This is a genomic window from Pseudomonas sp. GW822-FHT04C11, from assembly GCF_058800905.1.
In genome coordinates, this window is sequence record NZ_JBXAMS010000023.1 from 42903 (window position 1) to 68868 (window position 25966).

Here is a 25966-nt window from a genome sequence, read left to right on the forward strand (position 1 = left end):
CGCTTGCCGAGGAAAGTTCAACAAAGGATGAGGCTATGGTTCAAGTTCGCAAACTGGTGTTAGCAATAGCGGCCGCCTCGGCGCTGTCCTCCGGTATGGCGCATGCCCTCGGGCTTGGGGAATTGACCCTGAAGTCGACCCTGAACCAGCCCCTGGTGGCAGAAATCGAGTTGCTCGACGTCAAGGACCTCACCGCTGCCGAAGTGGTGCCGAGCCTGGCGTCGGCCGATGATTTCGCCAAGGCCGGGGTTGATCGTCAGGCGTTCCTCAACGACCTGACATTCACGCCAGTGCTCAATGCCAGCGGTAAAAGCATCCTGCGGGTGACTTCAAGTCAGCCACTCTCCGAGCCGATGGTGAAATTCCTGGTTCAGGTGATGTGGCCAAGCGGCCGACTGCTGCGCGACTACAGCGTACTGCTCGATCCGTCCAAATTCTCGCCGCAGACGGCTGACGCTGCTGCGCAATCCGCACCGGCTCAAGCGCCGGCGATCAACGCACCAGTGACTGGCGCGAGCAAGCCTAAACAGCACGTCACGACGCCGCGCGACACCTTGTGGGAAATCGCCGCGAAAGCACGCAATGGCGGCTCGATCCAGCAAACCATGCTGGCGATTCAGGCGCTGAACCCGAACGCCTTTATCGATGGCAACATCAATCGACTGAAAACCGGTCAGGTCTTGCGCCTGCCGGACGCCACACAAAGCACCAGCCTGCCACAGCCTAAAGCCATTGCCGAAGTCGCCGCGCAGAACACGGCCTGGCGTCAGGGGCGTCGCTCGGTTCACCGGGCGCAGGCGCAACAGCTTGATGCAACCAAGCGTGGGCATGATGTGGTCTCGCCGCAAGGCACTGCCAAGGACAAGTTGAGCCTGGTCTCGGCCGAATCCGGCAAGAAAGGTGGTAAAGGTGCAGCGGGCGATAGCAAGGCCATCAGCAATAAGCTGGCGGTAGCCCAGGAAGGCCTCGATACGACTCGTCGTGACAATGCCGAGCTGAAAAGCCGCATAACTGACTTGCAGAGTCAGATGGACAAACTCCAGCGCTTGATCGAGCTGAAAAATAATCAATTGGCCAAGATGCAGGCAGAAGGCGCGGGGGAAAACTCTGCTGCTCAACCTTCGGCACCGATCTCGGCTGATCTGGTTGCCCAGCCAGCGGCGGCGCCTGCACCCGCGGTAGTCCCAGAGGCAACGCCGGCCGCAGTGCCTGCCGAAGCGCCGATTCAGGCAACCCCGGCAGCGAGCGACGAGCAAAAGTACAACGAACTGCTGACCAATCCGATACTCCTGGGTCTGGTGGGTGGCGGTGCGGTGGTGGTGCTGTTGCTGCTGTTGTTGCTGGCGCGTCGGCGCAAGGCTCAACAGGAAGCCGAGAAGCACAAGCGCATGGCGAAGGCACTGGCTGAAGAGTCGGACTTGACGCAAGACTTCGATCTGCCGGAAAGCAGCTTCGAAGGCCTCGAAGTGCCTCCGCCAGTCGTCAAGCTTGCAACGCCTCCAGCTCCAGCTCCAGCTCCATCTCCAGTCGTGGCGCCGGTGGTAGTGACGCCGCCGATTGCTGCACCATTGGTCGCGCCGGCGGCCGAGCGTTCGGACGATGTCCTGGCGCAAGCCCAGTCGCATATCAATGCCGGGCGTTTGAATCAGGCTGCCAGCCTGCTTGAAGAGGGTATCAAGCAAGAGCCGCAACGCAGCGACCTGCGCTTGAAGCTGATGGAAGTCTACGGCCAGCAGGGCGATCGCAGTGCGTTCGTGGCGCAAGAGCGTCAGCTGGTGGCCAATGGCAAAAATCATGCTGACGTTGAGCAGCTGAAAAGCCGCTTTCCGGCGATGGTTGCCGTGGCAGCTGTTGGCGGCATCGCCGCCGCAGCGGTTGCCGCCGAGCTGGATGCGCAGTACGTCAAGGACCTGCTGCACGAGGAGCCCAAGGCGCCGGAGCCTGAAGCTGCACCGGCCGATGATGACTTCGACAGCGCCTTCGATCTGAGTCTGGACGATCTGGAGGCCGCATCGCCAACGGTCGTTACGCCAGAGACGCCGGAGCCGGCGCTGGATCTGGACGCTTTTCCGCTCGATGACGATCTGAGCTTCGAATCTGTTCTGCAACAGCAGACCGAAGCCAAGGACAGCCTGGATGATCTGTCGGATTTCGACCTTGATCTGGGTGGCGACGTGCCGGATGCAACGCTGGCCGATGACGAGTTCCTGCTCAACCTCGACGACGATCTGAAAGACCTGCCAGTAGTCGAGTCGCCGGCAGTCACAGAAGCGGCGCTTGATGATCTGGAGTTGCCGGCCGATTTCGATCTGTCCCTGGCAGATGAAATCGATGCTCACGCCAAGCCTGAGCCGGACGACTTTATGTCCGAACTGGACGACGTCAATGCCGAGCTGGATCGTTTGTCCGGTAGCCTGGAGCATCCGCCTATCGCTGCGCCAAGCTTCACCGCTGAAGATGCGGCGGCGGGGATGGAGATGGAGATGGGTGAGCCCGATTTCGATTTCCTCTCGGGCACTGACGAAGTCGCGACCAAGCTGGACCTGGCGCAGGCTTACATCGACATGGGTGACAACGACGGCGCGCGGGACATCCTCGGTGAGGTGCTCAGCGAGGGTAATGACGGTCAGAAGAGCGAAGCCAAGGACATGTTGGCGCGTATGGCCTGATGACTGGTAACGCATAACAAAAACGGCAGCCCATCGAGGCTGCCGTTTTTGTTTCGGGGGTTTAGGGATTGGTCACATAACCTGTGGTGAGGGAGCTTGCTCCCGCCGGGTTGCGAAGCGACCCCGAAATCTGCAATCGCATTCTTTCAGGTACTCCTCGCCAGAAGGCTTTACGACTGCTTCGCAATCGAGCGGGAGCAAGCTTCCTCGCCACAAGTGCATCACCTTAAGCCAGCAAGTCTTCGTAAAACGCACCGAACGGTCGGGTAGGGTGGGCCAGCTGGATTTCGAGGATCCACAGTCCGACATTCGGGCAGGCGTCGAAATCGCCCAGATCGCCGGCGCGATAGATCGCGTGGGGGAAGTCGCTGACCCTGTGGCCCTTGATGTCCAGGTTCAATACCCAGCCCATCGCGGATGCCTGTTCTTCTGCGTAGCGATACAGCTCGGGGCCGGCAACCTGGTGGGTTCGCCAGTAATCGTGGACCTGATCGAACAGGGTTTTGGCGGCCGCTGCACAGGCCTGCATTTCAGGGTCGTTGCCGGTGGTGAACGTGGCGCCACAGTCGCCCTCGTGGCGATCCCACACAACCCCCAGGTCAATGAAGAAAATATCGTTTTCGCCCAGCACCGGATCGCCGCTGGAGGGCTGCTTGAAGGTTTTCAGGGTGTTCTCGCCGAAGCGGATCTTGGTCGGGTGCCAGATGCGGTCCATGCCCAGCTCGGTCAGTACTTCAAGCCCCATCTGCAGGGCTTCGGACTCGAGCATGCCGGGCTTTATCCGGCGAGCCATTTCTTCGATGGCCTCCCAGGTCTTGCGTTTGGCGTGGAGCATTCCCTCCAGGCTGTAGGCCAATCCAACGGCTTCCTTTTGTATGGCGCTCATGTGTCAGGTCTCGTCAGGTTCTTGGTTTTCGTTATGTATTTATCTATATAGCGAAACTGCGGCAGCGCATGCAAATGTCAAATCGCTTATCGGGGCCCGAACAAAAAACACCATGAACATGGCGTCCCGGCACCACGGCCTTATAATGCCTGCCTTTGCGTAGATCAGCAGGCTGTCATTCCTTGGCAAATATAGATAACCCGGCCGCCGAAATGGCGGCCGACGGCTTTTTCCGGATCGCGTTGGGCGTTGAATACAAAGGCTCGCGCTACCGTGGCTGGCAGCGTCAGGCGTCCGGTGTGGCCACCGTGCAGCTAGCCCTCGAAACGGCGCTGTCGAAGGTCGCGGACTCGCCGGTGTCCTTGCACTGCGCGGGTCGCACCGACGCCGGCGTGCATGCCTGTGGCCAGGTGGTGCATTTCGATACCCAGGTCGACCGTTCGTTGAAGGCCTGGGTTATGGGTGCCAACATCAACTTGCCCCACGACATCAGTGTCAGTTGGGCCAAGGTCATGCCCGCGCACTTTCATGCGCGTTTCAAGGCGATTGCCCGGCGTTATCGGTATGTGATCTACAACGATCAGATCCGTCCGGCGCACCTCAACGAAGAGGTCACCTGGAATCACCGGCCGCTGGATGTCCAGCGCATGGCTGAGGCGGCGCAACATCTGATCGGTACCCACGACTTCAGCGCTTTCCGCGCCGGACAGTGCCAGGCCAAGTCGCCGATCAAGGAAATCCATCACCTGCGCGTCACCCGGCACGGCAAGATGATCGTGCTGGATATCCGCGCCAGTGCGTTCCTGCATCACATGGTGCGCAATATCGCCGGCGTGCTGATGACCATCGGTGCCGGTGAGCGTCCGGTGGAGTGGGCCAAAGAAGTGCTGGAAAGCCGGGTCCGCCGTACCGGTGGCGTCACGGCCCATCCATTCGGGCTGTACCTGGTGCAGGTCGAGTACCGCGACGAGTTCGAGTTGCCCGAGCGTTACATCGGTCCGCACTTCCTGACCGGCTTCTCGGAACTTGACGGCTGACGCCCTCGAATGCATTTGCTACCATCCGGGACTTTCCCGGATTTGCCCTGAGGTTCAAACGACATGTCAGCCGTTCGCAGCAAAATTTGTGGGATTACCCGCATTGAAGATGCGTTGGCAGCGGTTGAAGCCGGGGCGGACGCAATCGGTTTGGTGTTCTATGCCAAAAGCCCGCGAGCGGTAACGGTGCAGCAGGCTCGGGCGATCATCGCCGCGTTGCCGCCATTCGTGACCACGGTGGGCTTGTTCGTCAACGCCAGCCGCTGCGAACTCGGTGAGATTCTCGACGCGGTGCCGCTGGACCTGTTGCAGTTCCACGGCGACGAAACCCCGGCCGATTGCGAGGGTTACCATCGACCGTACATCAAGGCATTGCGGGTCAAGGCGGGCGACGACATCGCTGCCAGTTGCGATCTTTACGCTAAAGCCAGCGGCATTTTGCTCGATACCTATGTCGAAGGTGTTCCCGGTGGAACCGGCGAGGCCTTTGACTGGTCATTGATACCGCAAGGTTTGAGCAAGCCGATCATCCTTGCAGGCGGGCTGTCGGCGGCTAATGTCGCCGAGGCCATTGCCCGGGTTCACCCGTACGCGGTGGACGTCAGCGGTGGGGTAGAGCAGAGCAAGGGCATCAAGGATCACGCGAAGATTCGCGCGTTTATACAGGCAGTGCGCACTAGCGTGTAGTCGATGTGACGGCTGGCAGTCTGCCGCCGTCCATTGCACTGTTACGAAACAGGTGTACTGCATAAGGCAGGCATGGCTGAGGGTTGTTGGGTTGTACGAAGGTCAGTCTTGCTGACCCGGCTGTCCACCGATCATCGCCGCACACATGAATTTAGCTCAAGGGCATACGCGGGGCTGCGAACCAGAGCGTTCGAGCCGCCGGTACTGGAGAAAGAAAGCATGAGCAACTGGTTAGTAGACAAACTGATCCCTTCGATCATGCGTTCCGAGGTGAAGAAAAGCTCGGTGCCTGAAGGCCTGTGGCACAAGTGCCCGTCCTGCGAGGCGGTGTTGTATCGTCCAGAGCTGGAAAAGACCCTGGATGTTTGCCCCAAGTGCAACCACCACATGCGCATCGGCGCACGTGCACGGATCGACATCTTCCTTGACGCCGAAGGCCGTGCCGAACTGGGCGCTGACCTGGAGCCGGTTGACCGTCTGAAATTCCGCGACGGCAAGAAGTACAAGGATCGCCTGACCGCTGCGCAGAAGCAGACCGGCGAAAAAGACGCACTGATCTCCATGAGCGGTACCCTGCTGGGCATGCCGGTGGTGGTGTCGGCGTTCGAATTCTCCTTCATGGGCGGTTCGATGGGCGCGATCGTTGGCGAGCGCTTCGTGCGTGCGGCCAACTACGCGCTGGAAAATCGTTGCCCGATGATCTGCTTCGCCGCTTCCGGCGGTGCGCGGATGCAGGAAGCGCTGATCTCGCTGATGCAAATGGCCAAGACCTCCGCGGTACTGGCGCGTCTGCGCGAAGAAGGCATTCCATTCATCTCCGTGCTGACCGACCCGGTCTACGGCGGTGTTTCCGCCAGTCTGGCGATGCTCGGCGACGTGATTGTCGGTGAGCCAAAAGCCCTGATCGGCTTCGCCGGTCCGCGCGTTATCGAGCAGACCGTGCGTGAAAAACTGCCGGAAGGCTTCCAGCGCAGCGAATTCCTGCTGGAGCACGGCGCGATCGACATGATCATTGCGCGTCAGGAGTTGCGTCCGCGTCTGGGTAACCTGCTGGCACAACTGATGGGTCTGCCGACGCCTGAGTTCGTGGCTGCGCCCGTCGAGCCAATCGTGGTTCCGCCGGTGCCTGCAAACCTATGACCGAACGTACCCTTGGCGACTGGCTCGCCTACCTTGAGCAGTTGCATCCGTCAGCCATCGATATGGGGCTTGCGCGCTCGCAAGAGGTAGCCTCCCGGATGGGATTGGGCAAGCCAGCGCCTCGGGTGATCACGGTCACCGGCACCAACGGCAAAGGGTCTACCTGTGCGTTCGTGGCATCATTGCTGCGGGCGCAGGGACTCACGGTCGGTGTCTACAATTCTCCGCACCTGCTGCGTTACAACGAGCGGGTGCAGATCAATGGCGTCGAAGCCACTGATGCGCAGTTGTGCGAAGCCTTTGCGGCAGTCGACGCCGGGCGCGGTGAAATTTCCCTGACCTACTTTGAAGTGGGCACTCTGGCGGCGTTCTGGTTGTTTCAGCGTGCAGGTCTGGATGCGGTGGTGCTGGAAGTCGGCCTCGGCGGACGCCTGGATACCGTCAATCTGGTGGATGCCGATGTCGCACTGGTCACCAGCATTGGCGTTGATCACGCCGATTATCTCGGTAATACCCGCGAATCCGTTGCCTTCGAAAAGGCTGGCATCTTCCGTCAGGGCGCGCCTGCGCTCTGTGGTGACCTCAATCCGCCTCAACCCCTGCTGGATAAAGTGCGCGAGCTCAATTGCCCGTTCTTCTTGCGGGGGCGTGATTTCGATTTGGGCGTTACCGAGCAGAACTGGCAGTGGCGGGGCGTCGATCCCCAAGGGCGTGCGATAGAACTGCACGATTTGCCGCTGCTTGATCTGCCGATGGAAAACGCCGCGCTGGCGTTGCAGGCTTATGCGCTGCTGGGTTTGCCATGGCAGGCCGAGCAAATTGTCGCTGCGTTGAAAGCAACGAAAGTGGTCGGGCGTCTGGATCGCCGCCAGTTCAACTGGCACGGCAAGCGCCTGAACCTGATGCTGGATGTGGGTCATAACCCGCATGCGGCCGAGTATCTGGCCCAGCGTTTGGTTCGCCGGCCAATAGCGGGTCGACGGTTGGCAGTATTTGGTTTGTTGGCTGACAAGGATCTCGATGGAGTTGTCGGCGAATTGAGTGGTAGTGTCCAGCATTGGGCTGTCGCCCCGCTCGATTCTGCGCGCGCACGTCCGGTTGCGGATTTGCAGGTTGCGTTGCAGAACCTTGGGGCGTCGGTAACATCCTATGCAAGTGTCGCCGATGCCCTGGAAGGGCAGTGTGCGCTGGCAACGGCAGAAGATGAAATTCTGCTGTTCGGATCATTTTATTGTGTTGCCGAGGCCCTCGAATGGTTGGCTCGGCGCTCCACGGAGGAAGCTGCACATGGCTTTGCTGGATAACGCGTACAAGCAGCGGATGGTTGGGGCTCTGGTTCTGGTGGCATTGGCGGTGATTTTCTTGCCAATGCTGTTTTCCCGGGAAGATGAGCAGCGTCAGGTGGTGGTTCATGCCCCGGCTGCACCTCAAGCCCCGGCAATGCCGCAGGTGCAGATCGAGCCCGTGGTGGTGCCGGAGCCGCAAGCGTTGCCGCAGGAGCCGGTTCCAAGTGATGAAGAGATTACTGCCGAACAAGCACCGCCCAAGCCGGTTGCCCCCAGCGCTCCCATCGCACCAGCCCCGGTTGTCGCTAAACCGGTAACGCCACCGCCTGCGCCCAAACCGGCAGCAGCGCCGGCGCAACCGATCGCCGCGGCGCCGAGCAAGCCTGACACCAGCCAGAGTCGCGTCGATGCCAATGGCCTGTCGGTCAGTTGGTCGGTGCAGTTGGCCAGCCTGTCGAGCCGTGAAAGTGCCGAAAGCTTGCAGAAAACCCTGCGTAGCCAGGGTTACAATGCCTACATCCGTACCGCCGATGGCAAGAACCGGGTGTTTGTCGGTCCGTTGATCGAGCGTGCAGAGGCTGATCGCCTGCGTGACCTGCTGGGTCGGCAGCAGAACCTCAAGGGCTTTGTCGTTCGCTTTCAGCCTGAGCGCGGCTAACGCTAACTGACTGATTTCAAATGCACTTGCAATCGCAGCTTACCGACAGCCATGGGCTCTGCTAAAATGCGCCGCCTTATCCGTCTGTAGGCTGCACTGTGCCATTTACCTGGGTTGACTGGGCGATCGTCGCGATCGTCGCCATCTCCGCTTTGATTAGTCTGAGCCGCGGCTTCGTCAAGGAAGCCTTGTCGCTGCTGACCTGGATCATCGCAGGAGCTGTTGCCTGGATGTTCGGTGGCTCACTGTCCGAGTACCTCGCCGGATACATCGAAACACCGTCGGCTCGCGTGATCGCGGGCTGTGCCATCATTTTTGTCGCCACCTTAATAGTGGGCGCAATGATCAATTACCTTATCAGCGAGCTGGTTCGCGTCACCGGCCTGTCCGGGACCGACCGTTTTCTTGGCATGGCCTTCGGCGCAGCGCGTGGCGCGTTGCTGGTGGTCACCGCCGTCGGGCTCTTGAGTCTGGGCCCGGTACAGCAGGATAAGTGGTGGCAGGAGTCAAGGCTCGTGCCACAATTTCTATTGGTTGCAGACTGGTCCAAAAACCTCATATTAGGGTGGAGCAGTCAGTGGCTGGCCAGCGGTATCAGCGTACCCGCTGACATACCGTTCAAGGAGCATCTCTTGCCGACGGCCAAAACGCCGCAGTGAGATGTGTTCAGTTCAGTTTCATTAAGTAGGGGTTGCGTCGCATGTGTGGCATCGTCGGTATCGTCGGTAAGTCGAACGTCAATCAGGCGCTGTATGACGCGCTAACCGTCCTCCAGCACCGCGGCCAGGACGCTGCCGGTATCGTGACCAGCCATGATGGCCGGTTATTCCTGCGCAAGGACAACGGTCTGGTTCGTGACGTGTTTCATCAGCGTCACATGCAGCGCCTGGTCGGTCACATGGGTATTGGCCATGTGCGTTATCCGACTGCGGGCAGCTCGACTTCGGCCGAAGCTCAACCGTTTTACGTCAACTCGCCGTATGGCATCACCCTGGCGCACAACGGTAATCTGACCAATGTTGAACAGCTGGCCAAGGAGATTTACGAATCTGACCTGCGCCACGTCAACACCAACTCCGATTCGGAAGTGCTGCTCAACGTGTTCGCTCACGAGCTGGCCCAGCGCGGCAAGTTGCAGCCAACCGAAGAAGACGTGTTTGCGGCCGTCACCGACGTGCACAACCGTTGCGTGGGTGGTTACGCAGTCGTTGCGATGGTGACCGGTTACGGCATCGTCGGTTTCCGTGATCCGCACGGCATCCGCCCGATCGTCTTCGGCCAGCGTCATACCGACGAAGGCGTCGAATACATGATCGCCTCCGAAAGCGTTTCCCTGGACGTGCTCGGTTTCACCCTGATTCGCGACCTCGCGCCGGGCGAAGCGGTCTACATCACTGAAGACGGCAAGCTGCACACCCGTCAGTGCGCGACCAACCCATCGCTGACTCCATGCATTTTCGAACACGTCTACCTGGCGCGTCCGGATTCGATCATCGATGGCGTTTCGGTTTACAAGGCTCGCCTGCGCATGGGTGAGAAACTCGCCGAGAAGATCCTGCGCGAGCGTCCGGAGCATGACATCGACGTGGTCATCCCGATTCCGGATACCAGCCGCACCGCGGCGCTGGAGCTGGCGAACCATCTGGGCGTGAAGTTCCGCGAAGGCTTCGTGAAGAACCGCTACATCGGCCGGACCTTCATCATGCCGGGCCAGGCCGCACGGAAAAAATCCGTACGCCAGAAGCTCAACGCTATCGAGCTGGAATTCCGCGGCAAGAACGTGATGCTGGTGGATGACTCGATCGTTCGCGGCACCACCTGCAAGCAGATCATCCAGATGGCTCGCGAAGCCGGCGCCAAAAACGTCTACTTCTGCTCGGCAGCGCCAGCCGTGCGTTACCCGAACGTGTATGGCATCGACATGCCAAGCGCCCACGAGTTGATCGCTCACAATCGTACGACTCAAGACGTGGCTGATCTGATCGGCGCTGATTGGCTCATCTATCAGGACCTGCCTGACTTGATCGAAGCGGTCGGTGGCGGCAAGATCAAGATCGAGAACTTCGATTGTGCGGTGTTCGACGGCAAGTACGTCACCGGTGACGTCGACGAGGCTTACCTGAACAAGATCGAGCAGGCACGTAACGATGCCTCCAAGGTCAAGACGCAGGCAGTCAGTGCGATCATCGATCTGTACAACAACTGAGTTTCTACCGGCCCTGAGGGGCCGGTTTTGTATCTATCAATAAAGAACAAGGCAAGGAGTGACAGCATGAGTCAGGAGTGGGATGCCGGTCGGCTGGACAGCGACCTCGATGGCGTAGCGTTCGATACCCTGGCCGTACGCGCCGGTCAGCACCGTACGCCGGAAGGCGAACACGGTGATCCGATGTTCTTCACTTCGAGCTACGTGTTCCGTACCGCTGCCGATGCGGCGGCACGCTTCGCTGGCGAGGTGCCGGGCAACGTTTACTCGCGCTACACCAACCCGACCGTTCGCTCGTTCGAAGAGCGGATTGCCGCTCTCGAGGGTGCCGAGCAGGCAGTCGCAACGGCTACTGGTATGGCTGCGATCCTTGCGGTGGTGATGAGCCTGTGCAGTGCTGGCGATCATGTGCTGGTCTCGCGCAGCGTGTTCGGCTCGACCATCAGCCTGTTTGAAAAGTACTTCAAGCGTTTTGGCATCGAAGTCGATTATGTGCCTCTGGCTGAGCTGTCCGGCTGGGACGCGGCAATCAAGGCCAACACCAAATTGCTGTTCGTCGAATCGCCGTCCAATCCTTTGGCCGAGTTGGTGGACATTGCTGCGTTGTCGAAAATCGCTCACGCCAAGGGCGCGATGCTGGTGGTCGACAACTGCTTCTGCACGCCAGCCTTGCAGCAGCCGCTGAAGCTCGGTGCGGACGTGGTCGTGCATTCGGCTACCAAGTTCATCGACGGCCAGGGTCGTTGCATGGGCGGTGTGGTGGCCGGTCGTAGCGAGCAGATGAAAGAGATCGTCGGCTTCCTGCGCACCGCCGGGCCGACCTTGAGCCCGTTCAACGCCTGGATCTTCCTCAAGGGTCTGGAAACGTTGAACCTGCGCATGAAGGCGCACTGCGCCAATGCCCAGCAGCTGGCCGAGTGGCTGGAGCAGCAGGACGGTATCGAGAAAGTCCATTACGCCGGCCTCAAGAGCCATCCGCAGCATGAGTTGGCCCAGCGTCAGCAGAAAGGTTTTGGCGCCGTGGTGAGTTTCGAGGTCAAGGGTGGCAAAGACGGTGCCTGGCGCTTTATCGATGCCACGCGTTTGATTTCAATCACCGCCAACCTCGGTGACAGCAAGACCACCATTACCCATCCGAGCACCACCTCTCACGGTCGCCTGGCGCCGCAAGAGCGTGAGGCGGCGGGGATTCGCGACAGCTTGATCCGCATTGCGGTCGGCCTCGAAGACGTGGCTGACCTGCAAGCGGATCTGGCGCGCGGGCTGGCTGCCTTGTGATCGAGTTGTCCGCGCCTGCAAGCGGCGCTAATGGCCGGGTTGCACTGGTTACCGGTGCTGCGCGCGGCATCGGTCTGGGGATTGCCGCCTGGCTGGTCAGCGAAGGCTGGCAGGTGGTGCTGACCGATCTGGACCGTGCGCGCGGCTCGAAGGTTGCCAAGGTGCTGGGCGACAACGCCTGCTTCATTGGCATGGACGTGGCCGATGAACAGCAGGTGGCTCAGGGCGTCGCCGAGGTGCTTGGGCAGTTCGGTCGCATCGACGCGCTGGTGTGCAATGCGGCCGTCGCCGATCCGCACAACATCACGCTGGAAAGCCTCGATCTGGCGTACTGGAATCGGGTGTTGGCGGTGAATCTCAGTGGGCCGATGCTGCTGGCCAAGCACTGTGCGCCTTACTTGCGTGCTCACAGCGGCGCCATCGTCAATCTGGCTTCGACCCGAGCGGCACAGTCGGAGCCGGATACCGAGGCTTACGCGGCGAGCAAGGGCGGTTTGCTGGCATTGACTCACGCCTTGGCCATCAGCCTGGGGCCAGAGATTCGGGTCAATGCAGTCAGTCCCGGCTGGATTGATACGCGTGATCCAGCGACGCGGCGTGCCGAACCGCTGAGTGATGCAGATCATGCTCAGCATCCGGCAGGCAGGGTAGGGACGGTCGAGGATGTGGCGGCGATGGTGGCCTGGCTACTGTCGAAGAATGCCGGATTTGTCACGGGCCAGGAGTTTGTGGTCGACGGTGGCATGACCAAGAAAATGATTTATGGCGATTAACCGAGGTTCCGGGGCGGGGCTGGAGAAGGCTTGAGGTTGAGGGTGTCGCGGATTGGCACCCCAGGAGATGACATGATTTTGTCTTTTTCAGAAAAACTTCAAGCAGGCTATTGACTTAGCTTCGGTATCTGCGTAAATTTCGCGGCCTCAGAGAAGCAAAGGGTGATTAGCTCAGCTGGGAGAGCGTCTGCCTTACAAGCAGAATGTCGGCGGTTCGATCCCGTCATCACCCACCACTTCTTGAGAGTCTTGCGAAAGCAGGAAGGAAGCTGTAAAAAGCCTCCACCGACGCGCAGCGGTAGTTCAGTCGGTTAGAATACCGGCCTGTCACGCCGGGGGTCGCGGGTTCGAGTCCCGTCCGCTGCGCCATATTTTCCAGATCGGGTTTTCCCGGTTTGAGATTGAAAAGCTTACAAGCTCTTCAATCCGACAAAGGTTCACACAGACGCAAGTCTGAGCGATACGCAGCGGTAGTTCAGTCGGTTAGAATACCGGCCTGTCACGCCGGGGGTCGCGGGTTCGAGTCCCGTCCGCTGCGCCATATCTGCCTCAAGGCCCACTGAACGCCTTGAAGCACGAAGAGAGCCACTGGCTACTTCGAGTCGATAGCAAAGACCCTGGTCGAAAGACCGGGGTTTTTTGTTTCTGAAATCTGGAATCCGAATGTTGGCTCCCGCCGTGCGTAGGAGCCAAGCTTGCTCCGGGCGGCGATCCGACGATAGCGATTTCAATGACGCCATCGCCGGCAAGCCGTGCTCCTACAAGTGTGCTGGCATTCAATCAGAAATCGAACTTGTCTCGCAGGCCGTAATACCAGGCGCCTAGCGCCGCAAACGGTGTGCGCAACAACTGGCCGCCAGGGAAAGGGTAGTGCGGCAGGTCGGCAAAGGCATCAAAGCGCTCTGCCTGGCCGCGCAAGGCTTCGGCCAGGACTTTGCCTGCCAGGTGCGTGTAAGTCACGCCATGGCCGCTACAGCCCTGGGAGTAATAGATGTTGTCGCCCAGGCGTCCGACCTGCGGCAGGCGCGACAAGGTCAGCAGGAAGTTGCCGGTCCAGGCGTAATCAATCTTCACATCCTTGAGCTGCGGGAAGGCCTTGAGCATCTTCGGTCGAATGATCGCTTCGATGTTCGCCGGATCCCGAGCGCCGTATACCACGCCGCCACCGAAGATCAGGCGCTTGTCGCCAGAAAGGCGATAGTAATCGAGCAAGTAGTTACAGTCCTCGACGCAGTAATCCTGTGGCAACAGACTCTTCGCCAGCTCATCGCCCAAGGGTTCGGTGGTGATCACCTGGGTGCCGCACGGCATTGATTTGGCGGCCAGCTCTGGAACCAGATTGCCCAGGTAGGCATTGCCGGCGACGATGATGAACTTGGCCCTGACCTTGCCTTGAGGCGTATGCACCACCGGATTGGCGCCACGCTCGATGCGTACGGCAGGTGACTGTTCGTAAATCGTCCCGCCCAGCGACTCGACGGCAGCGGCTTCACCCAGGGCCAGGTTGAGCGGGTGGATGTGGCCGCCACTCATGTCGAGCATGCCGCCCACGTATTGGTCGCAGGCGACGACCTCGCGAATGCGGCGCTTGTCCAGGAGTTCCAGCTGAGTGTGGCCGTAGCGTTCCCACAGGCGCTTCTGCGACTCCAGATGGCCCATCTACTTGCTGGTGATGGCTGCAAATACACCGCCGTCTTTCAGGTCGCACTGGATCTGGTATCTGGCCACTCGGTCGCGAATGATTTTGCCGCCTTCGAACGCCATCTGCCCGAGCATTTGCGCTTGCTTGGGGCCGACGCTACGTTCGATCACATCGATATCGCGGCTGTAGCTGTTAACGATCTGGCCACCGTTGCGGCCCGAAGCGCCGAAGCCGACTTTGGCTGCCTCCAGGACCGTCACCCGAAACCCGCTCTCCAGTAGAAACAATGCGCTGGACAGGCCGGTATAGCCCGCACCAATAACGCATATATCGGTTTCTACGTCATCCTGCAGCATTGGGCGCAACGGCGCGGCGTTGGCCGACGCCGCGTAATAGGATTCCGGGTAGGGGGTGTTCGCCATCCTGCAGCCTCTGTTTAATATATTTTACGAGTGCCCCGATCCTACCTGAGTTAAAAATCGACTGCCAGCTACCCGGAATATCTTCTTTGCCGTACCAAAATTAAATATTTTGCATATTCATAGGGTTAGGTGAAAAAAAGGTGTTGACACCCCTACGGAATTCCGTAGAATGCCGCCTCACAGCAGGCACGTAGCTCAGTTGGTTAGAGCACCACCTTGACATGGTGGGGGTCGTTGGTTCGAGTCCAATCGCGCCTACCAAACAAAATCCGCTCTGCTGGGCGGTCTAGAAGGGCTCACCGAAAGGTGGGCCCTTTTTTGTTGCTTCGCGATAGCGTCGATGGGAAACACGACGGAGAAGTAATAAGGAAATTACGTGCTACGCAAGCTCATCTTGATTTTGGCCATGTCACAACTGAGTGGCTGCGCCTGGCTTGGGGCCGTTACGAACCCTCCGTAGTGCTGACGTCGCGATAAACGACCTTGCCAACTGGATGGTTTGACGCGGGTGGGCGGTTATAGGCCGCAGTTTCGTCCGCATCGACAGCAAAGGAATTTCACCCATGCACCCAACTGTTGAAACGGCACTCACTATCATCTCGAGCGAGCGCGATGAGAGTGAATACTCTGATTCCTTTGAGGCGGTGCGGGCTGTTGTAGTTGCGCTTGGCGAGGAAGATCTTGCGGACAGGCTTTTCCTCGACATCCCTGGATCAGTTCCTTTTGAGTTGATTGCCGACTTATTCGATCTGCTTGCCTGGCAAGCAGATGACAACGGTGCGGCGATTACTCGCTCCGTTGAGAACTGGCTGCTTGATGGGCGCGATATCCGCAAAGTGCGCATTGCACTGAATCTTGAGGTCTATCCGTTTCGGCATGCGAATGAGATGTATCGAGTGCTTTCGGCATTGGGTGAATCAACTCCTGAAGTCGCACATCGTTGTCAGGAGATGATTGCCTCTCGCAAGCAGGTCTCATAGGCTCGAGTATCGCTTCGATTGTTCGGTGCATAGGTGCATAGGTGCAGCGGTGTGCTTCCCTGTTCGTGTCAGCTCGACAGCCGTATGGGGTATCCCGTCGTGGGCAGGCTTTCGTGCCTGTCTGTCGCCGGTTGCCAGTAGTGGCAGCATGATTTTGTTCACCTGACTTTCTCTCGCCCCACAGGTGTGGCCGGGGCTGACCTCCCAGCGAATCCCGAGACTCAAAAAAGCCCGCACATGGCGGGCTTCATATTGCGGCTTGATAGATTCTGGAAGGGTGGAGTAGACCGTGGGTCTTGCTCCGCGCCGTGTGTGCAGCGCAGAGAACGAAAATGCGGAGCACTTCGACACCCCATTAACGGGCAAATCAGGTTTCGTCGCGGACCTGCATAAGCGCGAACCCCAGCAGATTCAGGCCTCGCCACAGGTTGGGGTTGCTCGCGTTTTCGTCGTCCTGGGCGAGCCCAATGCCCCAGATGCTATCAACCGGACTTGCCTCAACTATGATGCGAGAACCGGTCTCTTTGAGGAAAGCGTTCAACTCCGGGTTTTGGGAGAACTTGGCTTGGTTGGCCCGGACGACAATTGCGTATCTGTGTTGCAGCCAATCGTGATCGTTGAACCCGCGCACGTTGCGGCCAAGAGCTTTGGCTGCGTTGGGGGTTGGAGCCTGGAGCACTTGAGCGCGAATTTCTTGATCGCCGAACAAAGCTGCTTTCTCTGCCATCATGAAATGTTCGGCAGTTGGGTAGCGTTGCCCCTCGACAATGAATTCGGCGTTGAACCACTGGCTAAAGCACGAAGATGTAATTCCACTCTTGCTTCGCTGGTGTCCCCAGAAAAAGGCATATTTCAGCTCCTCTCCAGAATTGAAACGGGAGCGGAGATCTTCTAGATACTTGGAATCGTGCAATGAGGCTTCCTCAGCAATTAGCATTTGACGTGAGAGGTTTACCACGATGCATCAAGGTAAATCTCGATTGAAGGGTTTACTTGCGCTTGGCTGGGTATGACTCACCCACATAGGTAACAAAACGGTTCAAGCACATAGGTAACAGTTTTTAACTGGCACTGGTCGATTCCGAGGATCTGACCATGCCTGGGCTCGGCGTGGGCATGTATTTGAAGTGGCGCGTTAAGTCGCGACGCATTTCTCGAATAGGCAAAGTGTGTGGCGAGCTGTGCTAATCACCAAGACTTACGACCTTGTCACAGTGGGAGCACTGAATGAATTTTTCCGTGAAGATTTCATGTGGCAATAACGCACGACTAATTAGCAATCCATCCCCTGGTCTGTAGAAGTGATGCATCGATTTATTACACTCCGGACACCGCACAAAAAACGCGGCAAGGTAGAAGAGGCAGATATTCGCGACTGCAATCGCTGCATAAGTTTCGAAATAGTCTACTGCCGAGCGGTCAATCAGTAGCCAAATCAAAAATACCGCACCGCTCCAGATTGTAATATTGAGGAGCGTTGTCAGTGTGATGGCTAAATAACGGCTTTTGAGACTCTTCAATAGGATCATCCATTGATCGTGGAACTGTTGTTCGGTCGATTGTATCGCAATCACGCAGCGTTAAGCCGGGCTGCTTCAAGGATTCATTGTGGCCCTGCTGCATGGGCAGGCGCACAGCGAGATGATGTGAGCTGCCTGCCAGCCTTTAAATGGTTCAACTTGTAATCCCTGCCAGCCTGCGCGCTGTACGATGCCGCCTGTGTTATCTGCGCCAGTATTTCAAGTACCAGAGTAATGCTATGACAACCAAGCAACCCGACTGGGAGGCGATCGAATGCGCCTATCGGGAAATGTCGCAGCACATCACAACCATTCCGATCTCGGTCTTGTCGGTGCTAAATGGGATCTCACCCAGTACTTCGAAGCCGAAGCCCTCGTAGAAGCGCCTCGCACTGGCGTTGGTTTTTAGTACGTCGAGCCAAATGAAATGCTCTTTACGATCTTTGGCAAGTCGGCGGATGAATTGCAGAAGCTGTTTCCCGTAGCCTTTGCCTGCTTGGGTCTTGAGGAAGTAAATTTTTTGGAGCTCCGCACCGGCCTTGCCGGTAATAGGCATTGGTTTCGACCAGTTAACCTTTGAGAACCCTACCGCTCTGTCGTCTTCACCGAGGGCTATGAGCCAACAGTGATGTGTGGGTGCCCCTATCGATTCCTGAAGCGCCAGGACTGAAAAGTCTTCACTCAAGAAATGCTGCATGCCTGAGGGGCTCCAGATGTCGGAGAAGTGATCCCGATACGTCTCTATGCCGATATCACGAAGTACGTGGATATCTTCAATGGTCGCCTCTCGAATTTTGATCACTGTCTCGCTCCTTGCATTGAGTTGATCTCGACCAATACCTACAACGCGCCGGTATTTCAAGTATTAGGTAACCCATGGACGGGCCACGCCCTCCTGCGCTACACCTTCGGGTCAGCATTTATCATTCGTAAATAGCTGAGCTCGAAGCGTTCAAGGGGGTAGCATAAGAGTCGCAGGTGAGGCGAATACACTGGATTGAACAGAGCCTTAAGACGGTACCGGGGGTGGCAGCATGACCCAGGTTCGGCGTTTCACAATCAACACCGCGGGCCGCGACTTTGCCGTGGGTGATATTCACGGCCATTTCACCAGGCTTCAGGCAACACTTGATGCTGTCGGCTTCAACCCCGCAACCGATCGTCTGTTCAGTGTTGGCGATATGGTCGACCGTGGCCCCGAATCTACCGACGTTGATGTGTGGCTGGCCAAGCCGTGGTTCTTTGCCGTGCAGGGCAATCATGAGCAAATGGCGGTCGATGCCCATCGGCTCAGTCATAACGGTCGGGCCATTTACATACACATGCTCAACGGCGGTGCCTGGCTGTACGGTCTGTCCAGCGCTGAGCAGGCCTTCTATGTCGATCTGCTTGCCGAGCTGCCTATCGCAATTGAAGTAATGACGCCTATGGGATCGGTAGGGATCGTGCATGCCGATTGCCCGTTCGATGATTGGGCGCAAATGCTTGGAGCCCTTGAGCGGGAGCAAGACTCGATGCAGCGTAGTGTTCAAACTATCTGCCAGTGGTCGCGTTCTCGCATTACCAGCGAAAACTCTACTGGCGTCAGTGGCATCAGGGCCGTGATCGTCGGTCACACGGTGGTCCTTCAGCCTGCGGTGCTGGGCAATGTCTATCACATCGATACTGGCGGCTGGATGGGCGGCCATTTCACGCTGATTGATCTGGCTACTCTCGAGTGTATGCCGACGGTCAATCCAGAAATGCACGGCTGGTAAGTGGGTTACAAAGCTCAGGAGGCTGTGTACTCGAGATACAGTCTTTCGAGAGCCTCTTGGTACTTGTCTCCTGTTAAGGACTTTTTCAGGGCTTCCACGACTTCGAGTGCTGAAGCTGCAGCCAGGGCTTCATTATCTCCCCGGCTTGCAGCGCGCAGTCGTGCTGCTGCAATGATCGCGTCTTCAGTCGTTTGCATGGTGTTGCCCTCGAAGGACTCAGTCTCACTGATGCCGGCAATCCACCATTAATTCTACCCCCGGGATCTGCCATGACAATCAGGCCGACTGACCGCGAGGCAATCGAGCGCGCCTGCGTATGCGACAATTCATCCGTCCACCAAGTCATGGAGCGTATACACATGGTGCAACTGCTTGCGATCTCAGGAAGCCTTCGCGCAGCCTCTTCAAACTCCGCGCTACTGCGTGCTGCCGAGAGGCTCAGCCCTGAAGGGATGTTGATCAGGCACTACCTGGAGGTGGGTCAATTACCTCACTTCGATCCGGATCAGGCTGACGATCCGCCGCAGATCGTCGCAGAGTTGCGTGGGATTATTGCCGAGGCGGACGGCATTCTGATTTCGTGCCCTGAGTACGCTCGTGGAATTCCGGGGTCATTCAAGAATGCACTGGATTGGCTCGTGGCCAGTCAGGACTTTCCCGGCAAGCCGGTAGCACTTTTCAATGCATCTCCACGAGCAAGTCACGCCCAGGCGGCACTCAAGTTAGTGCTGGAAACGATGTCCGCGATTATTGTCGAGCCCGCCTCGATAACAGTCGACTTGCTGGCTAAAGGAATGGATGAGGCAGACATCGCAGCGAGCCCGCAGATCAGTCAGCAAATCGTTTCGGCCTTGGGCGTATTCAAAAATCAAATTGAGGGTGGTCGTTCTGGCACTGTTCCTGTCTGAGTCCGAATGTTTTTGGCCGATTGCCGATACTCGGAATGACAGCCTGTCGGGATCGACCTACGGTTGTTGGGGCGGCGTGCACCAATTGCCAACTCAAGTGCGGCATGTGCGTGGTTCGGGCGTAAAATAGCTGGGCTACCTCATCAAAAGGAGCCGCATATGAACTCCGACCAAATGAACAGACGTACGGCTGGAGAAAGAGTCGTTTGGGATCAGTATTTTTGTGCTGCGCTGATAGCCGAAAGCAATCTCACGGCGCCGACGATAGGAGGCTCGAAGTCGAGTCACGATGAGTGGCAGAGTCTATTGGTCGACAGGGCCAGGATTCTTGCTGACAAGATGATGGAACACCGGCAATAAACCGAGCCCAGCCATCGTGCTGGGCTCTTCACATGCGTCGGTAACGACCATCGCGCAGGCGAAAAAAAACCCGCAGGTGGGCGGGCTTTTGATCGATAGGGGCGTTGATCCTTCAACTGCCACAAGTGTGCTCTGGGGCTCATGCCCAATCAACTGAATGGCGACGAAACGCAGAAATAAAAAATGCAGTATCGAGGCGTTGGCCGCGAGTATAGGCAATGCGCGTCGAGTTTCTGTCAGGATCGAAGTCTCACAGGCTGCTCACGAACGCTTTGATGCTTTTTGTGGCGTTATGAGGCGCTGCCTGAAGTGCGCAATGTGGAGCGACCAGATTGGTTATCCGTATATCCGGTTTGAGCTGCGAGATCAGCGCAGAGGCTGTCGCAAGTACCAGTCGATCATGAGTTGCGCGCAAGTAAAGGGTTGGAACGCTGACACACGCGAGCTCTTTTGCCACGTCGACAGTCAGAACGGCGCGTAACCGCGCACGCATCACCGAAGGTGTGACCAGCGATATTGCCCGATGCAATGAGCGGCGTAGCGCAGGGGTGGAAAAATGCCCCAGTAATAGTGTGCTGATCAGTCCGATAGGCACAGGGTGCAGTGGCAGGATATTCAGCAGAAAACTCAAGCCACGTAGTCGCGGTCGCGGGTTGCGTACAAACGTGCTGCACAATACGAGCCCTTTGAGTTGAGGGGGTTGCAGCGCTGCCAGTGAAATGGCAATCGGCCCCGAGAACGATTCGCCAAGCAAGACAAAAGGGCTGTCGGTTGGCAATGCCTTGAGCACTATTGACTGCAGTTCGGCATAACTCAAGGACCGGTCGTTGGGATAACTCACGACGAGCGTGTTGAATTGCCCTTCCAGTGCCGAGAGTAAAGGTTCGAACAGTTCGCCTGTGCCATCCATCCCCGGGAGGAGAACCAGTGTGATTGTTCCTGATGAATTCATCCCTGATGAGCTCATGCTCCGTTATCCCTGGATTGAGTGTGTGCATTCTCGCCGATATTAACGTGTTCCCGGTTTAAAAATTGCTGGTTTTCCTTGAGGGGCTCCGAGGCGCTTGTGAGCGAAGCGAGGCGTTTTGGACTACTACTGACAGGCCGATTATTTTTCGTCTTGAATGGCGGAGCAATTCGATGCTGGTTCACTGGTTTCTCGCCGCGGTCCATCTCTTGGCCTATGCCCTGGCGCTCTGGGGTGTTCTGACGCGTGGCATGGCTTTTCGTCGAGTGGACGCAGAGGGGGCGGGGGCTCGCAGTGTTTTGCTGGCAGATAACTTTTGGGGAGTCTGCGCATTGATTCTTCTGGTTACCGGTGGGATCCGTGCCTTTGGCGGGTACGAAAAGGGGGCGGACTATTACCTGCATCAACCGCTGTTCCATCTGAAAATGACTTTATTCGTCATCATCCTGCTGCTTGAGATTGCACCGATGGTGGCCTTGATCAAATGGCGGATCGCTTTGCGTCGAGGTGCGCCGATTGATGTTGGGCGGGTCCGTCTCTTTGCGCGGATCAGTCATATCGAGGCACTGTTGATTATCCTGATGGTCGTGGCCGCGACAGGCATGGCGCGAGGTGTGACGTTTGGATAGTCGGCTAACGTTGCGCTATGGCTCGGTGCGTCCAGGCCGGCTGTGATGTTTTCACCAGGCTAAATCCGAATCGTCCGACAGTAAGGGACATGGCGATGTCGTTAGTATCAGCATCGCCGGCGGGGTGTCGGTGCTGTGTCGTTGTCATGGGGGGAGGGAGGGGGCGCGCAGAATCTTTAGCCAGCCGTTGCCGTGAGAGAAAAGGCTGGCTACTGATTGCTGACGGGTTCAGGGGGTTTCGCGCTTGTCCGGCGCAGTAAGGCCCGCCTGAATACGTTGGTAGATTTCTTCGCGATGCACGGCAACGTCTTTCGGGGCATTGATGCCGATTCTGACCTGCTGGCCGCTAACGCCCAGAATGGTGATGGTAATGTCATCACCGATGTTTATGCTTTCACCGACTTTGCGGGTGAGTATCAGCATGATCTTCTCCTTGATAGCTTTGTAGGGCACCTGACTCAGACAATGCAGATGTCGGTAGTACCTATAGATTAGTGCGAAGTGTCACGGTTTGGGTGCCTCTTTCTGACGTGCAGACGCTGCATTAATTCCCAAGGTGCGACTATACAGAGGCGAGAAACATCATTCTCGTTGTTTTGAGGCCTGTTTACTGGGTCGCGAAGCATTTTCGGGTGATAAAATCCCGGCTTTTGGCATTCAGAGGGGAAGGTTGTGCGCAAAATGGCGTTGGTGGTCGCGGTATTGGTATTGGCCGGATGTGGTCAGGAAAAGGCCGGGGAGTCGAAAAAAGCTCAGGCACCGGTTGTTTCTGTGCCCGCTGTGGCGGCTGCCCCGCAATGGGATGTTCTGGTTCAGGGCGAGACCGTGCAGGCGATCAGCGATCTCACTGGCTGGCTGATCGAACACAGTTTTGTTTCCTACGTGGTCACGCAAGACGGTAAACAGCGCGTGCTGGTCGGGCCGTTCAACTCGAAAGCCGAAGCCGAGGCAAGGCAGGTCGAGCTGACCGCGGCACTGGCCAAGGCGAAGAAGATGAATATCGAATCAATGGTCATTGAGCACAGCACGGCTCAGTAATTGACGCCACCTGATTAACCGCAAGCCTTCATGTTGACGGGGCCGACGAACTCATTGCCGCGCCCCATCACGCACGCGACGCGCTGATTGCGTTGGCGCTCCCAGCTTTGTGCCGGGTAAGTCTTGTTCCAGGCTTCGTAGAGTTGCCGATCCTGTTTGGACAGTCGCAAACCGTATTGCTTGCTCATGTAGAAATAAGTGCGAGCGATCATCCCGCGAATGGACGGGCGGGGCATGACCTTCTTGGCCTTGAAGTCGACCTGGGTCAGGCACGAACCGTATTGCCCTGATTGCACGGGGAGCCAGCCGAAGCTGAAATTGCTGCGGTCCCCGTTCACCTCGCCGATGCTTGGCACCAGGTTGTGCAAGTCGGCCTCGGCACGTTGATAGGTCGGGTCGTGACGTGTGCAGTTCTGGCGACCACCCTGTTGCCAGCACTGGCGTTGGTGACCGATTTGCCATGCCGGAACAATGTGCTCCCATTCGATGCGTGCAGCGCGCTTGGCGTTTTTACGTGGCACGTACCCGCAGGCTTTGAGGTCGACCCGATTGCCCGTGTATTTGCAGCCACAATAGAACTCGGTTGACTGTGGGGCGTAGAGTGTCCAAGCGACCTTTTTCGCTTCGTTGAAAGTGCGTGGCGCATCCGCCTGAGCGCTGATGACAACGAAGAGCAACAACAGCAAAGCAAAACAGCGAGCAATCATTGACTCAATCTTCCTTCGGCACAACCCAGAAAATCTGCACGCCGCCATCGTCGCGATAAGCGAGGGTGACGTTGTCGTTCTCGGCGATTTCCTCGAGCAAGCGTTCCCATTCATCTACCGGCTCGTCGGGGAGGCGGAAGATCAAGGCGGCCTTGGCTTTTTGGGCGGTCGGGGAGTTGATGATTTTCTGAACGCGCAAACCGAGTCGTTCGTAAGAGCCTGGAGGGTTAGTCGCTGCTGAAGAGGTCGTGGCCACGGGGTAATCCTTATTAAGCTGTACGTGCATACAGTATTTAACTGTAGGCGATTTCGCAACTGCTTAAAGTTCAAGAAATTCCTCTGACAGCGAATTTTTCCGTTTGCTGTAAACCGATTGGTGATTATTCAGAAGTAATGGCAGGGAAGGCGGGAGGGTAGATCACTCGCCCGAGTGGGCGAGTGGGGGGGCAAGCGTCCGACCGGATCCGGCCGGACGCAATGAATCAGTACTCCCAGAACATCCGTTGCAGCTCTTTACTGTCCGACGTCTTGGTCAGTGCAACCATCGTCAGGATGCGGGCTTTTTGCGGGTTCAGGTCATGCGCAACGACCCAGTCATACTTGTCGTCTGGCTGTTCGGCGTTACGCAGGACAAAGCCGCCAGCATTGACGTGGGAAGAACGAATGATCTGCACGCCATCCTTGCGCAGTTCCTGCAAGGTTGGAACCAGGCGCGAAGATACCGAGCCATTGCCGGTGCCGGCATGGATGATGGCTTTGGCGCCAGACTGGGCCAGGGCCTTGTAAGCAGTGCCGTCGACATTGCCATAGGAATAGGCGATTTCGACGTCAGGCAGGCTCTTGATGTTTTTGATGTCGAATTCCGAATCCATGGTGTGGCGCTTGGCTGGCAAGCGGAACCAATAGGATTTGCCTTCGATCACCATGCCCAATGGGCCCCATGGGCTTTTGAACGCTTCGGTCTTGAGATTGACCATTTTGCTGACATCACGACCCGACTGAATTTCGTCGTTCATGGTGACCAGCACGCCTTTGCCGCGAGCATCTTTGCTACCCGCTACGGCGACGGCGTTGTACAGGTTGAGCATGCCGTCAGCCGACATCGCGGTGCCTGGGCGCATCGAGCCGACAACGATGATTGGCTTGTCGGTTTTTTCCACCAGGTTCAGGAAGTAGGCGGTCTCTTCCAGGGTGTCGGTGCCGTGAGTAATAACGATGCCATCGACGTCTTTGCTGTCGGCCAGTTCGGCCACGCGACGGCCCAGTTGCAGCAGGTTTTCGTTGGTGATGCTCTCGGAGGCGATTTGCATCACTTGCTCGCCGCGAACATTGGCCAATTGGCTTAGTTCAGGGATGCCGGCGATCAACTGTTCGATCCCGACTTTTGCGGCCTGGTACGTAGCACTATTGGCCGAGCTGGCACCAGCACCGGCAATCGTGCCGCCTGTAGCCAGGACGACCACGTTTGCCAGTTTCTGTCGGGTTTCGACTTCTTTTGCTTGCAGTGCAGTCGGGAGGAGCAGCAGGAGGGCCAAAGCGCCCGGAATAAAGGTGTTGAAGGCAGATTTCATTGTTTTCTCTCTAATAGTGATGACGGTGCTGATGCAGGTTCATCTAGAAACACCCCAAGCAGATCTGTATGCCGGGGATACCCAGTAAGAGCAGGATCTGTACCAGTCATATCTTCGATTTAAAAATCTTTTAACCTTTTGATTTATATAGATTTATATCTTCTGTGCGGTGGCGCTCGGGGCGATAGTCGTCCGGGTTTCCGAATATGTGCGATGGAAGCGTTCGGCTGTCCGAAATCTCCTACAGCGTAAATCTAGGATTTCCCACATTTTTGAATGGGAATTAGTGCTAAAGAAAACCGCTCAGAGGTCGATGATCCTTTCAGGATCATTTTTTGTGCAGGAGCTCATATGTCCATTTCAGTAGGTTTTCCAAACGCGGGCGGCATCACGATTGGCGGCAAGTCGCTCGCTACGGTCAACGCATTGAGCGATGCGACGGCAGACGCCGCGACGCAACAGGCGGGTGGCAAGGAAGGTGACAGCAAGCAAGTCAGGACAGGTCCGGTAGGGCAAAGCCCCGAAGCAGAGACCAAAGCGGATGACGGTGGTAACCAAAGCATCACGGTGAAGATGCTGCTCAAGCGCATGAAGGAACTGCAAGAGCAATTGCGCCAGCAACAACAGCAACTGGCTGCGGCCCAGGCCGCGTCATATCCGACGCCGGAAGCCAAGACCACCGCGGTCATGGCGATTCAGGGGCAGATCGCTCAAACCAACGGTGCGCTGATGGAGGTGACCAGCAGCCTGGTCAAGGAGCTGGCCAAGGGTTCCAATAGCGGATCGGTGGTCAACACCACGGCATAATCGGCATTGCCGTTTTTTTCGCCAGACAGACCACAAAA

Annotated in this window: 26 protein-coding genes, 4 tRNA genes and 1 pseudogene; 21 read left to right on the plus strand and 10 right to left on the minus strand. The window is 57.5% G+C overall.

What is annotated here, in order from left to right; genetic code table 11:
- The first annotated feature begins 35 nt into the window (after positions 1-35).
- Positions 36-2669 (plus strand): FimV/HubP family polar landmark protein, encoded by a 2634-nt coding sequence (locus AC1RJ3_RS27615; protein WP_493081613.1) that lies wholly within the window; start codon positions 36-38, stop codon positions 2667-2669.
- A gap of 226 nt (positions 2670-2895) precedes the next feature.
- Here the strand turns inward: AC1RJ3_RS27615 and AC1RJ3_RS27620 are convergent, their stop codons facing one another.
- Positions 2896-3555 carry a M24 family metallopeptidase gene (locus AC1RJ3_RS27620; protein ID WP_493081615.1) on the minus strand — a complete coding sequence of 220 codons (660 nt, stop codon included), beginning with the start codon at positions 3553-3555 and terminating at the stop codon, positions 2896-2898.
- Positions 3556-3767: 212 nt separating this feature from the next.
- Between AC1RJ3_RS27620 and truA the strand changes: the two genes are divergently transcribed.
- The 12 genes from truA (at position 3768) to AC1RJ3_RS27680 (ending at position 13161) form a co-directional block, all read left to right on the plus strand.
- Positions 3768-4592, plus strand: a complete 825-nt coding sequence (gene truA / locus AC1RJ3_RS27625; RefSeq protein WP_054596626.1) for a tRNA pseudouridine(38-40) synthase TruA — start codon at positions 3768-3770, stop codon at positions 4590-4592.
- A 63-nt stretch (positions 4593-4655) separates the two neighbouring features.
- Positions 4656-5279 carry a phosphoribosylanthranilate isomerase gene (locus AC1RJ3_RS27630; RefSeq protein ID WP_054596627.1) on the plus strand — a complete coding sequence of 208 codons (624 nt, stop codon included), beginning with the start codon at positions 4656-4658 and terminating at the stop codon, positions 5277-5279.
- Between the two features lie 219 nt (positions 5280-5498).
- The gene (gene accD, locus AC1RJ3_RS27635; RefSeq protein WP_054596628.1) at positions 5499-6419 is read left to right on the plus strand and encodes an acetyl-CoA carboxylase, carboxyltransferase subunit beta; all 921 of its coding nucleotides are present in this window, start codon (positions 5499-5501) and stop codon (positions 6417-6419) included.
- Positions 6416-7723, plus strand: a complete 1308-nt coding sequence (folC, locus tag AC1RJ3_RS27640; RefSeq protein ID WP_493081617.1) for a bifunctional tetrahydrofolate synthase/dihydrofolate synthase — start codon at positions 6416-6418, stop codon at positions 7721-7723. Before accD ends, folC begins: the two co-directional genes overlap by 4 nt.
- Complete coding sequence (locus AC1RJ3_RS27645; protein WP_054596630.1) at positions 7707-8363, plus strand: SPOR domain-containing protein; 657 nt, start codon at positions 7707-7709, stop codon at positions 8361-8363. Before folC ends, AC1RJ3_RS27645 begins: the two co-directional genes overlap by 17 nt.
- Positions 8364-8461: 98 nt before the next feature.
- Complete coding sequence (locus AC1RJ3_RS27650) at positions 8462-9022, plus strand: CvpA family protein (protein ID WP_103319170.1); 561 nt, start codon at positions 8462-8464, stop codon at positions 9020-9022.
- Positions 9023-9063: 41 nt separating this feature from the next.
- Positions 9064-10569 (plus strand): amidophosphoribosyltransferase, encoded by a 1506-nt coding sequence (purF, locus tag AC1RJ3_RS27655; RefSeq protein ID WP_054596632.1) that lies wholly within the window; start codon positions 9064-9066, stop codon positions 10567-10569.
- A 66-nt stretch (positions 10570-10635) separates the two neighbouring features.
- Positions 10636-11847, plus strand: coding sequence for an O-succinylhomoserine sulfhydrylase (locus AC1RJ3_RS27660; RefSeq protein ID WP_347929542.1), 1212 nt, complete (start codon positions 10636-10638; stop codon positions 11845-11847).
- Positions 11844-12620 carry an SDR family oxidoreductase gene (locus AC1RJ3_RS27665; protein WP_054596634.1) on the plus strand — a complete coding sequence of 259 codons (777 nt, stop codon included), beginning with the start codon at positions 11844-11846 and terminating at the stop codon, positions 12618-12620. The genes AC1RJ3_RS27660 and AC1RJ3_RS27665 overlap by 4 nt, the downstream gene beginning before the upstream one ends.
- A 160-nt stretch (positions 12621-12780) precedes the next feature.
- Positions 12781-12856, plus strand: a tRNA-Val gene (locus AC1RJ3_RS27670).
- 56 nt (positions 12857-12912) lie between these two features.
- Positions 12913-12989, plus strand: a tRNA-Asp gene (locus AC1RJ3_RS27675).
- 95 nt (positions 12990-13084) lie between these two features.
- A tRNA-Asp gene (locus AC1RJ3_RS27680) sits at positions 13085-13161 on the plus strand.
- Positions 13162-13400: 239 nt separating this feature from the next.
- On the opposite strand, the pseudogene AC1RJ3_RS27685 reads toward AC1RJ3_RS27680, so the two are convergent.
- Positions 13401-14684, minus strand: a pseudogene (locus AC1RJ3_RS27685) (NAD(P)/FAD-dependent oxidoreductase).
- Positions 14685-14868: 184 nt separating this feature from the next.
- On the opposite strand from AC1RJ3_RS27685, the gene AC1RJ3_RS27690 reads away from it, so the two are divergent.
- Positions 14869-14945 (plus strand) — tRNA-Val (locus AC1RJ3_RS27690).
- 302 nt (positions 14946-15247) lie between these two features.
- The gene (locus AC1RJ3_RS27695; protein WP_493081621.1) at positions 15248-15664 is read left to right on the plus strand and encodes a hypothetical protein; all 417 of its coding nucleotides are present in this window, start codon (positions 15248-15250) and stop codon (positions 15662-15664) included.
- A 367-nt stretch (positions 15665-16031) separates the two neighbouring features.
- On the opposite strand, the gene ybiA is transcribed toward AC1RJ3_RS27695, so the two are convergent.
- Positions 16032-16577 (minus strand): riboflavin biosynthesis intermediates N-glycosidase, encoded by a 546-nt coding sequence (gene ybiA / locus AC1RJ3_RS27700; RefSeq protein WP_493081623.1) that lies wholly within the window; start codon positions 16575-16577, stop codon positions 16032-16034.
- Positions 16578-17464: 887 nt separating this feature from the next.
- Positions 17465-17986 (minus strand): GNAT family N-acetyltransferase, encoded by a 522-nt coding sequence (locus AC1RJ3_RS27705; protein ID WP_493081625.1) that lies wholly within the window; start codon positions 17984-17986, stop codon positions 17465-17467.
- Positions 17987-18218: 232 nt separating this feature from the next.
- On the opposite strand from AC1RJ3_RS27705, the gene AC1RJ3_RS27710 reads away from it, so the two are divergent.
- Positions 18219-18941, plus strand: a complete 723-nt coding sequence (locus AC1RJ3_RS27710; RefSeq protein ID WP_493081627.1) for a metallophosphoesterase — start codon at positions 18219-18221, stop codon at positions 18939-18941.
- A gap of 14 nt (positions 18942-18955) precedes the next feature.
- On the opposite strand, the gene AC1RJ3_RS27715 is transcribed toward AC1RJ3_RS27710, so the two are convergent.
- A complete protein-coding gene (locus AC1RJ3_RS27715; protein WP_054596640.1) occupies positions 18956-19138 on the minus strand; it encodes a hypothetical protein in 183 nt (60 codons plus the stop codon).
- A gap of 162 nt (positions 19139-19300) precedes the next feature.
- Between AC1RJ3_RS27715 and AC1RJ3_RS27720 the strand changes: the two genes are divergently transcribed.
- Both AC1RJ3_RS27720 and AC1RJ3_RS27725 read left to right on the plus strand, forming a co-directional pair.
- Positions 19301-19849 carry an NADPH-dependent FMN reductase gene (locus tag AC1RJ3_RS27720; protein WP_103319805.1) on the plus strand — a complete coding sequence of 183 codons (549 nt, stop codon included), beginning with the start codon at positions 19301-19303 and terminating at the stop codon, positions 19847-19849.
- Positions 19850-20008: 159 nt separating this feature from the next.
- Positions 20009-20209 (plus strand): hypothetical protein, encoded by a 201-nt coding sequence (locus AC1RJ3_RS27725; protein WP_054596642.1) that lies wholly within the window; start codon positions 20009-20011, stop codon positions 20207-20209.
- 250 nt (positions 20210-20459) lie between these two features.
- On the opposite strand, the gene AC1RJ3_RS27730 is transcribed toward AC1RJ3_RS27725, so the two are convergent.
- Positions 20460-21176 (minus strand): alpha/beta fold hydrolase, encoded by a 717-nt coding sequence (locus tag AC1RJ3_RS27730; RefSeq protein WP_493081630.1) that lies wholly within the window; start codon positions 21174-21176, stop codon positions 20460-20462.
- Between the two features lie 173 nt (positions 21177-21349).
- Between AC1RJ3_RS27730 and AC1RJ3_RS27735 the strand changes: the two genes are divergently transcribed.
- A complete protein-coding gene (locus AC1RJ3_RS27735) occupies positions 21350-21805 on the plus strand; it encodes a DUF2214 family protein (protein WP_493081632.1) in 456 nt (151 codons plus the stop codon).
- A 228-nt stretch (positions 21806-22033) separates the two neighbouring features.
- On the opposite strand, the gene csrA is transcribed toward AC1RJ3_RS27735, so the two are convergent.
- The gene (csrA, locus tag AC1RJ3_RS27740; protein ID WP_007920550.1) at positions 22034-22228 is read right to left on the minus strand and encodes a carbon storage regulator CsrA; all 195 of its coding nucleotides are present in this window, start codon (positions 22226-22228) and stop codon (positions 22034-22036) included.
- A gap of 249 nt (positions 22229-22477) precedes the next feature.
- Here csrA and AC1RJ3_RS27745 point away from each other — a divergent pair, with 249 nt between their 5' ends.
- Positions 22478-22843, plus strand: coding sequence for an SPOR domain-containing protein (locus AC1RJ3_RS27745; protein ID WP_347929550.1), 366 nt, complete (start codon positions 22478-22480; stop codon positions 22841-22843).
- A 14-nt stretch (positions 22844-22857) separates the two neighbouring features.
- Here AC1RJ3_RS27745 and AC1RJ3_RS27750 read toward each other — a convergent pair whose 3' ends face one another.
- The 3 genes from AC1RJ3_RS27750 to AC1RJ3_RS27760 all read right to left on the minus strand — a co-directional run bounded on the left by AC1RJ3_RS27750 (position 22858) and on the right by AC1RJ3_RS27760 (position 25121).
- A complete protein-coding gene (locus AC1RJ3_RS27750; RefSeq protein WP_103319775.1) occupies positions 22858-23550 on the minus strand; it encodes an endonuclease in 693 nt (230 codons plus the stop codon).
- Positions 23551-23554: 4 nt separating this feature from the next.
- Entirely contained in the window at positions 23555-23836 is a 282-nt protein-coding gene (locus tag AC1RJ3_RS27755; protein WP_103319777.1) for a DUF1654 domain-containing protein, read from the minus strand.
- 196 nt (positions 23837-24032) lie between these two features.
- Positions 24033-25121 carry an asparaginase gene (locus tag AC1RJ3_RS27760; protein WP_103319779.1) on the minus strand — a complete coding sequence of 363 codons (1089 nt, stop codon included), beginning with the start codon at positions 25119-25121 and terminating at the stop codon, positions 24033-24035.
- Positions 25122-25472: 351 nt separating this feature from the next.
- On the opposite strand from AC1RJ3_RS27760, the gene AC1RJ3_RS27765 reads away from it, so the two are divergent.
- Positions 25473-25928 (plus strand): hypothetical protein, encoded by a 456-nt coding sequence (locus AC1RJ3_RS27765; protein WP_347929551.1) that lies wholly within the window; start codon positions 25473-25475, stop codon positions 25926-25928.
- Positions 25929-25966 lie beyond the last annotated feature (38 nt).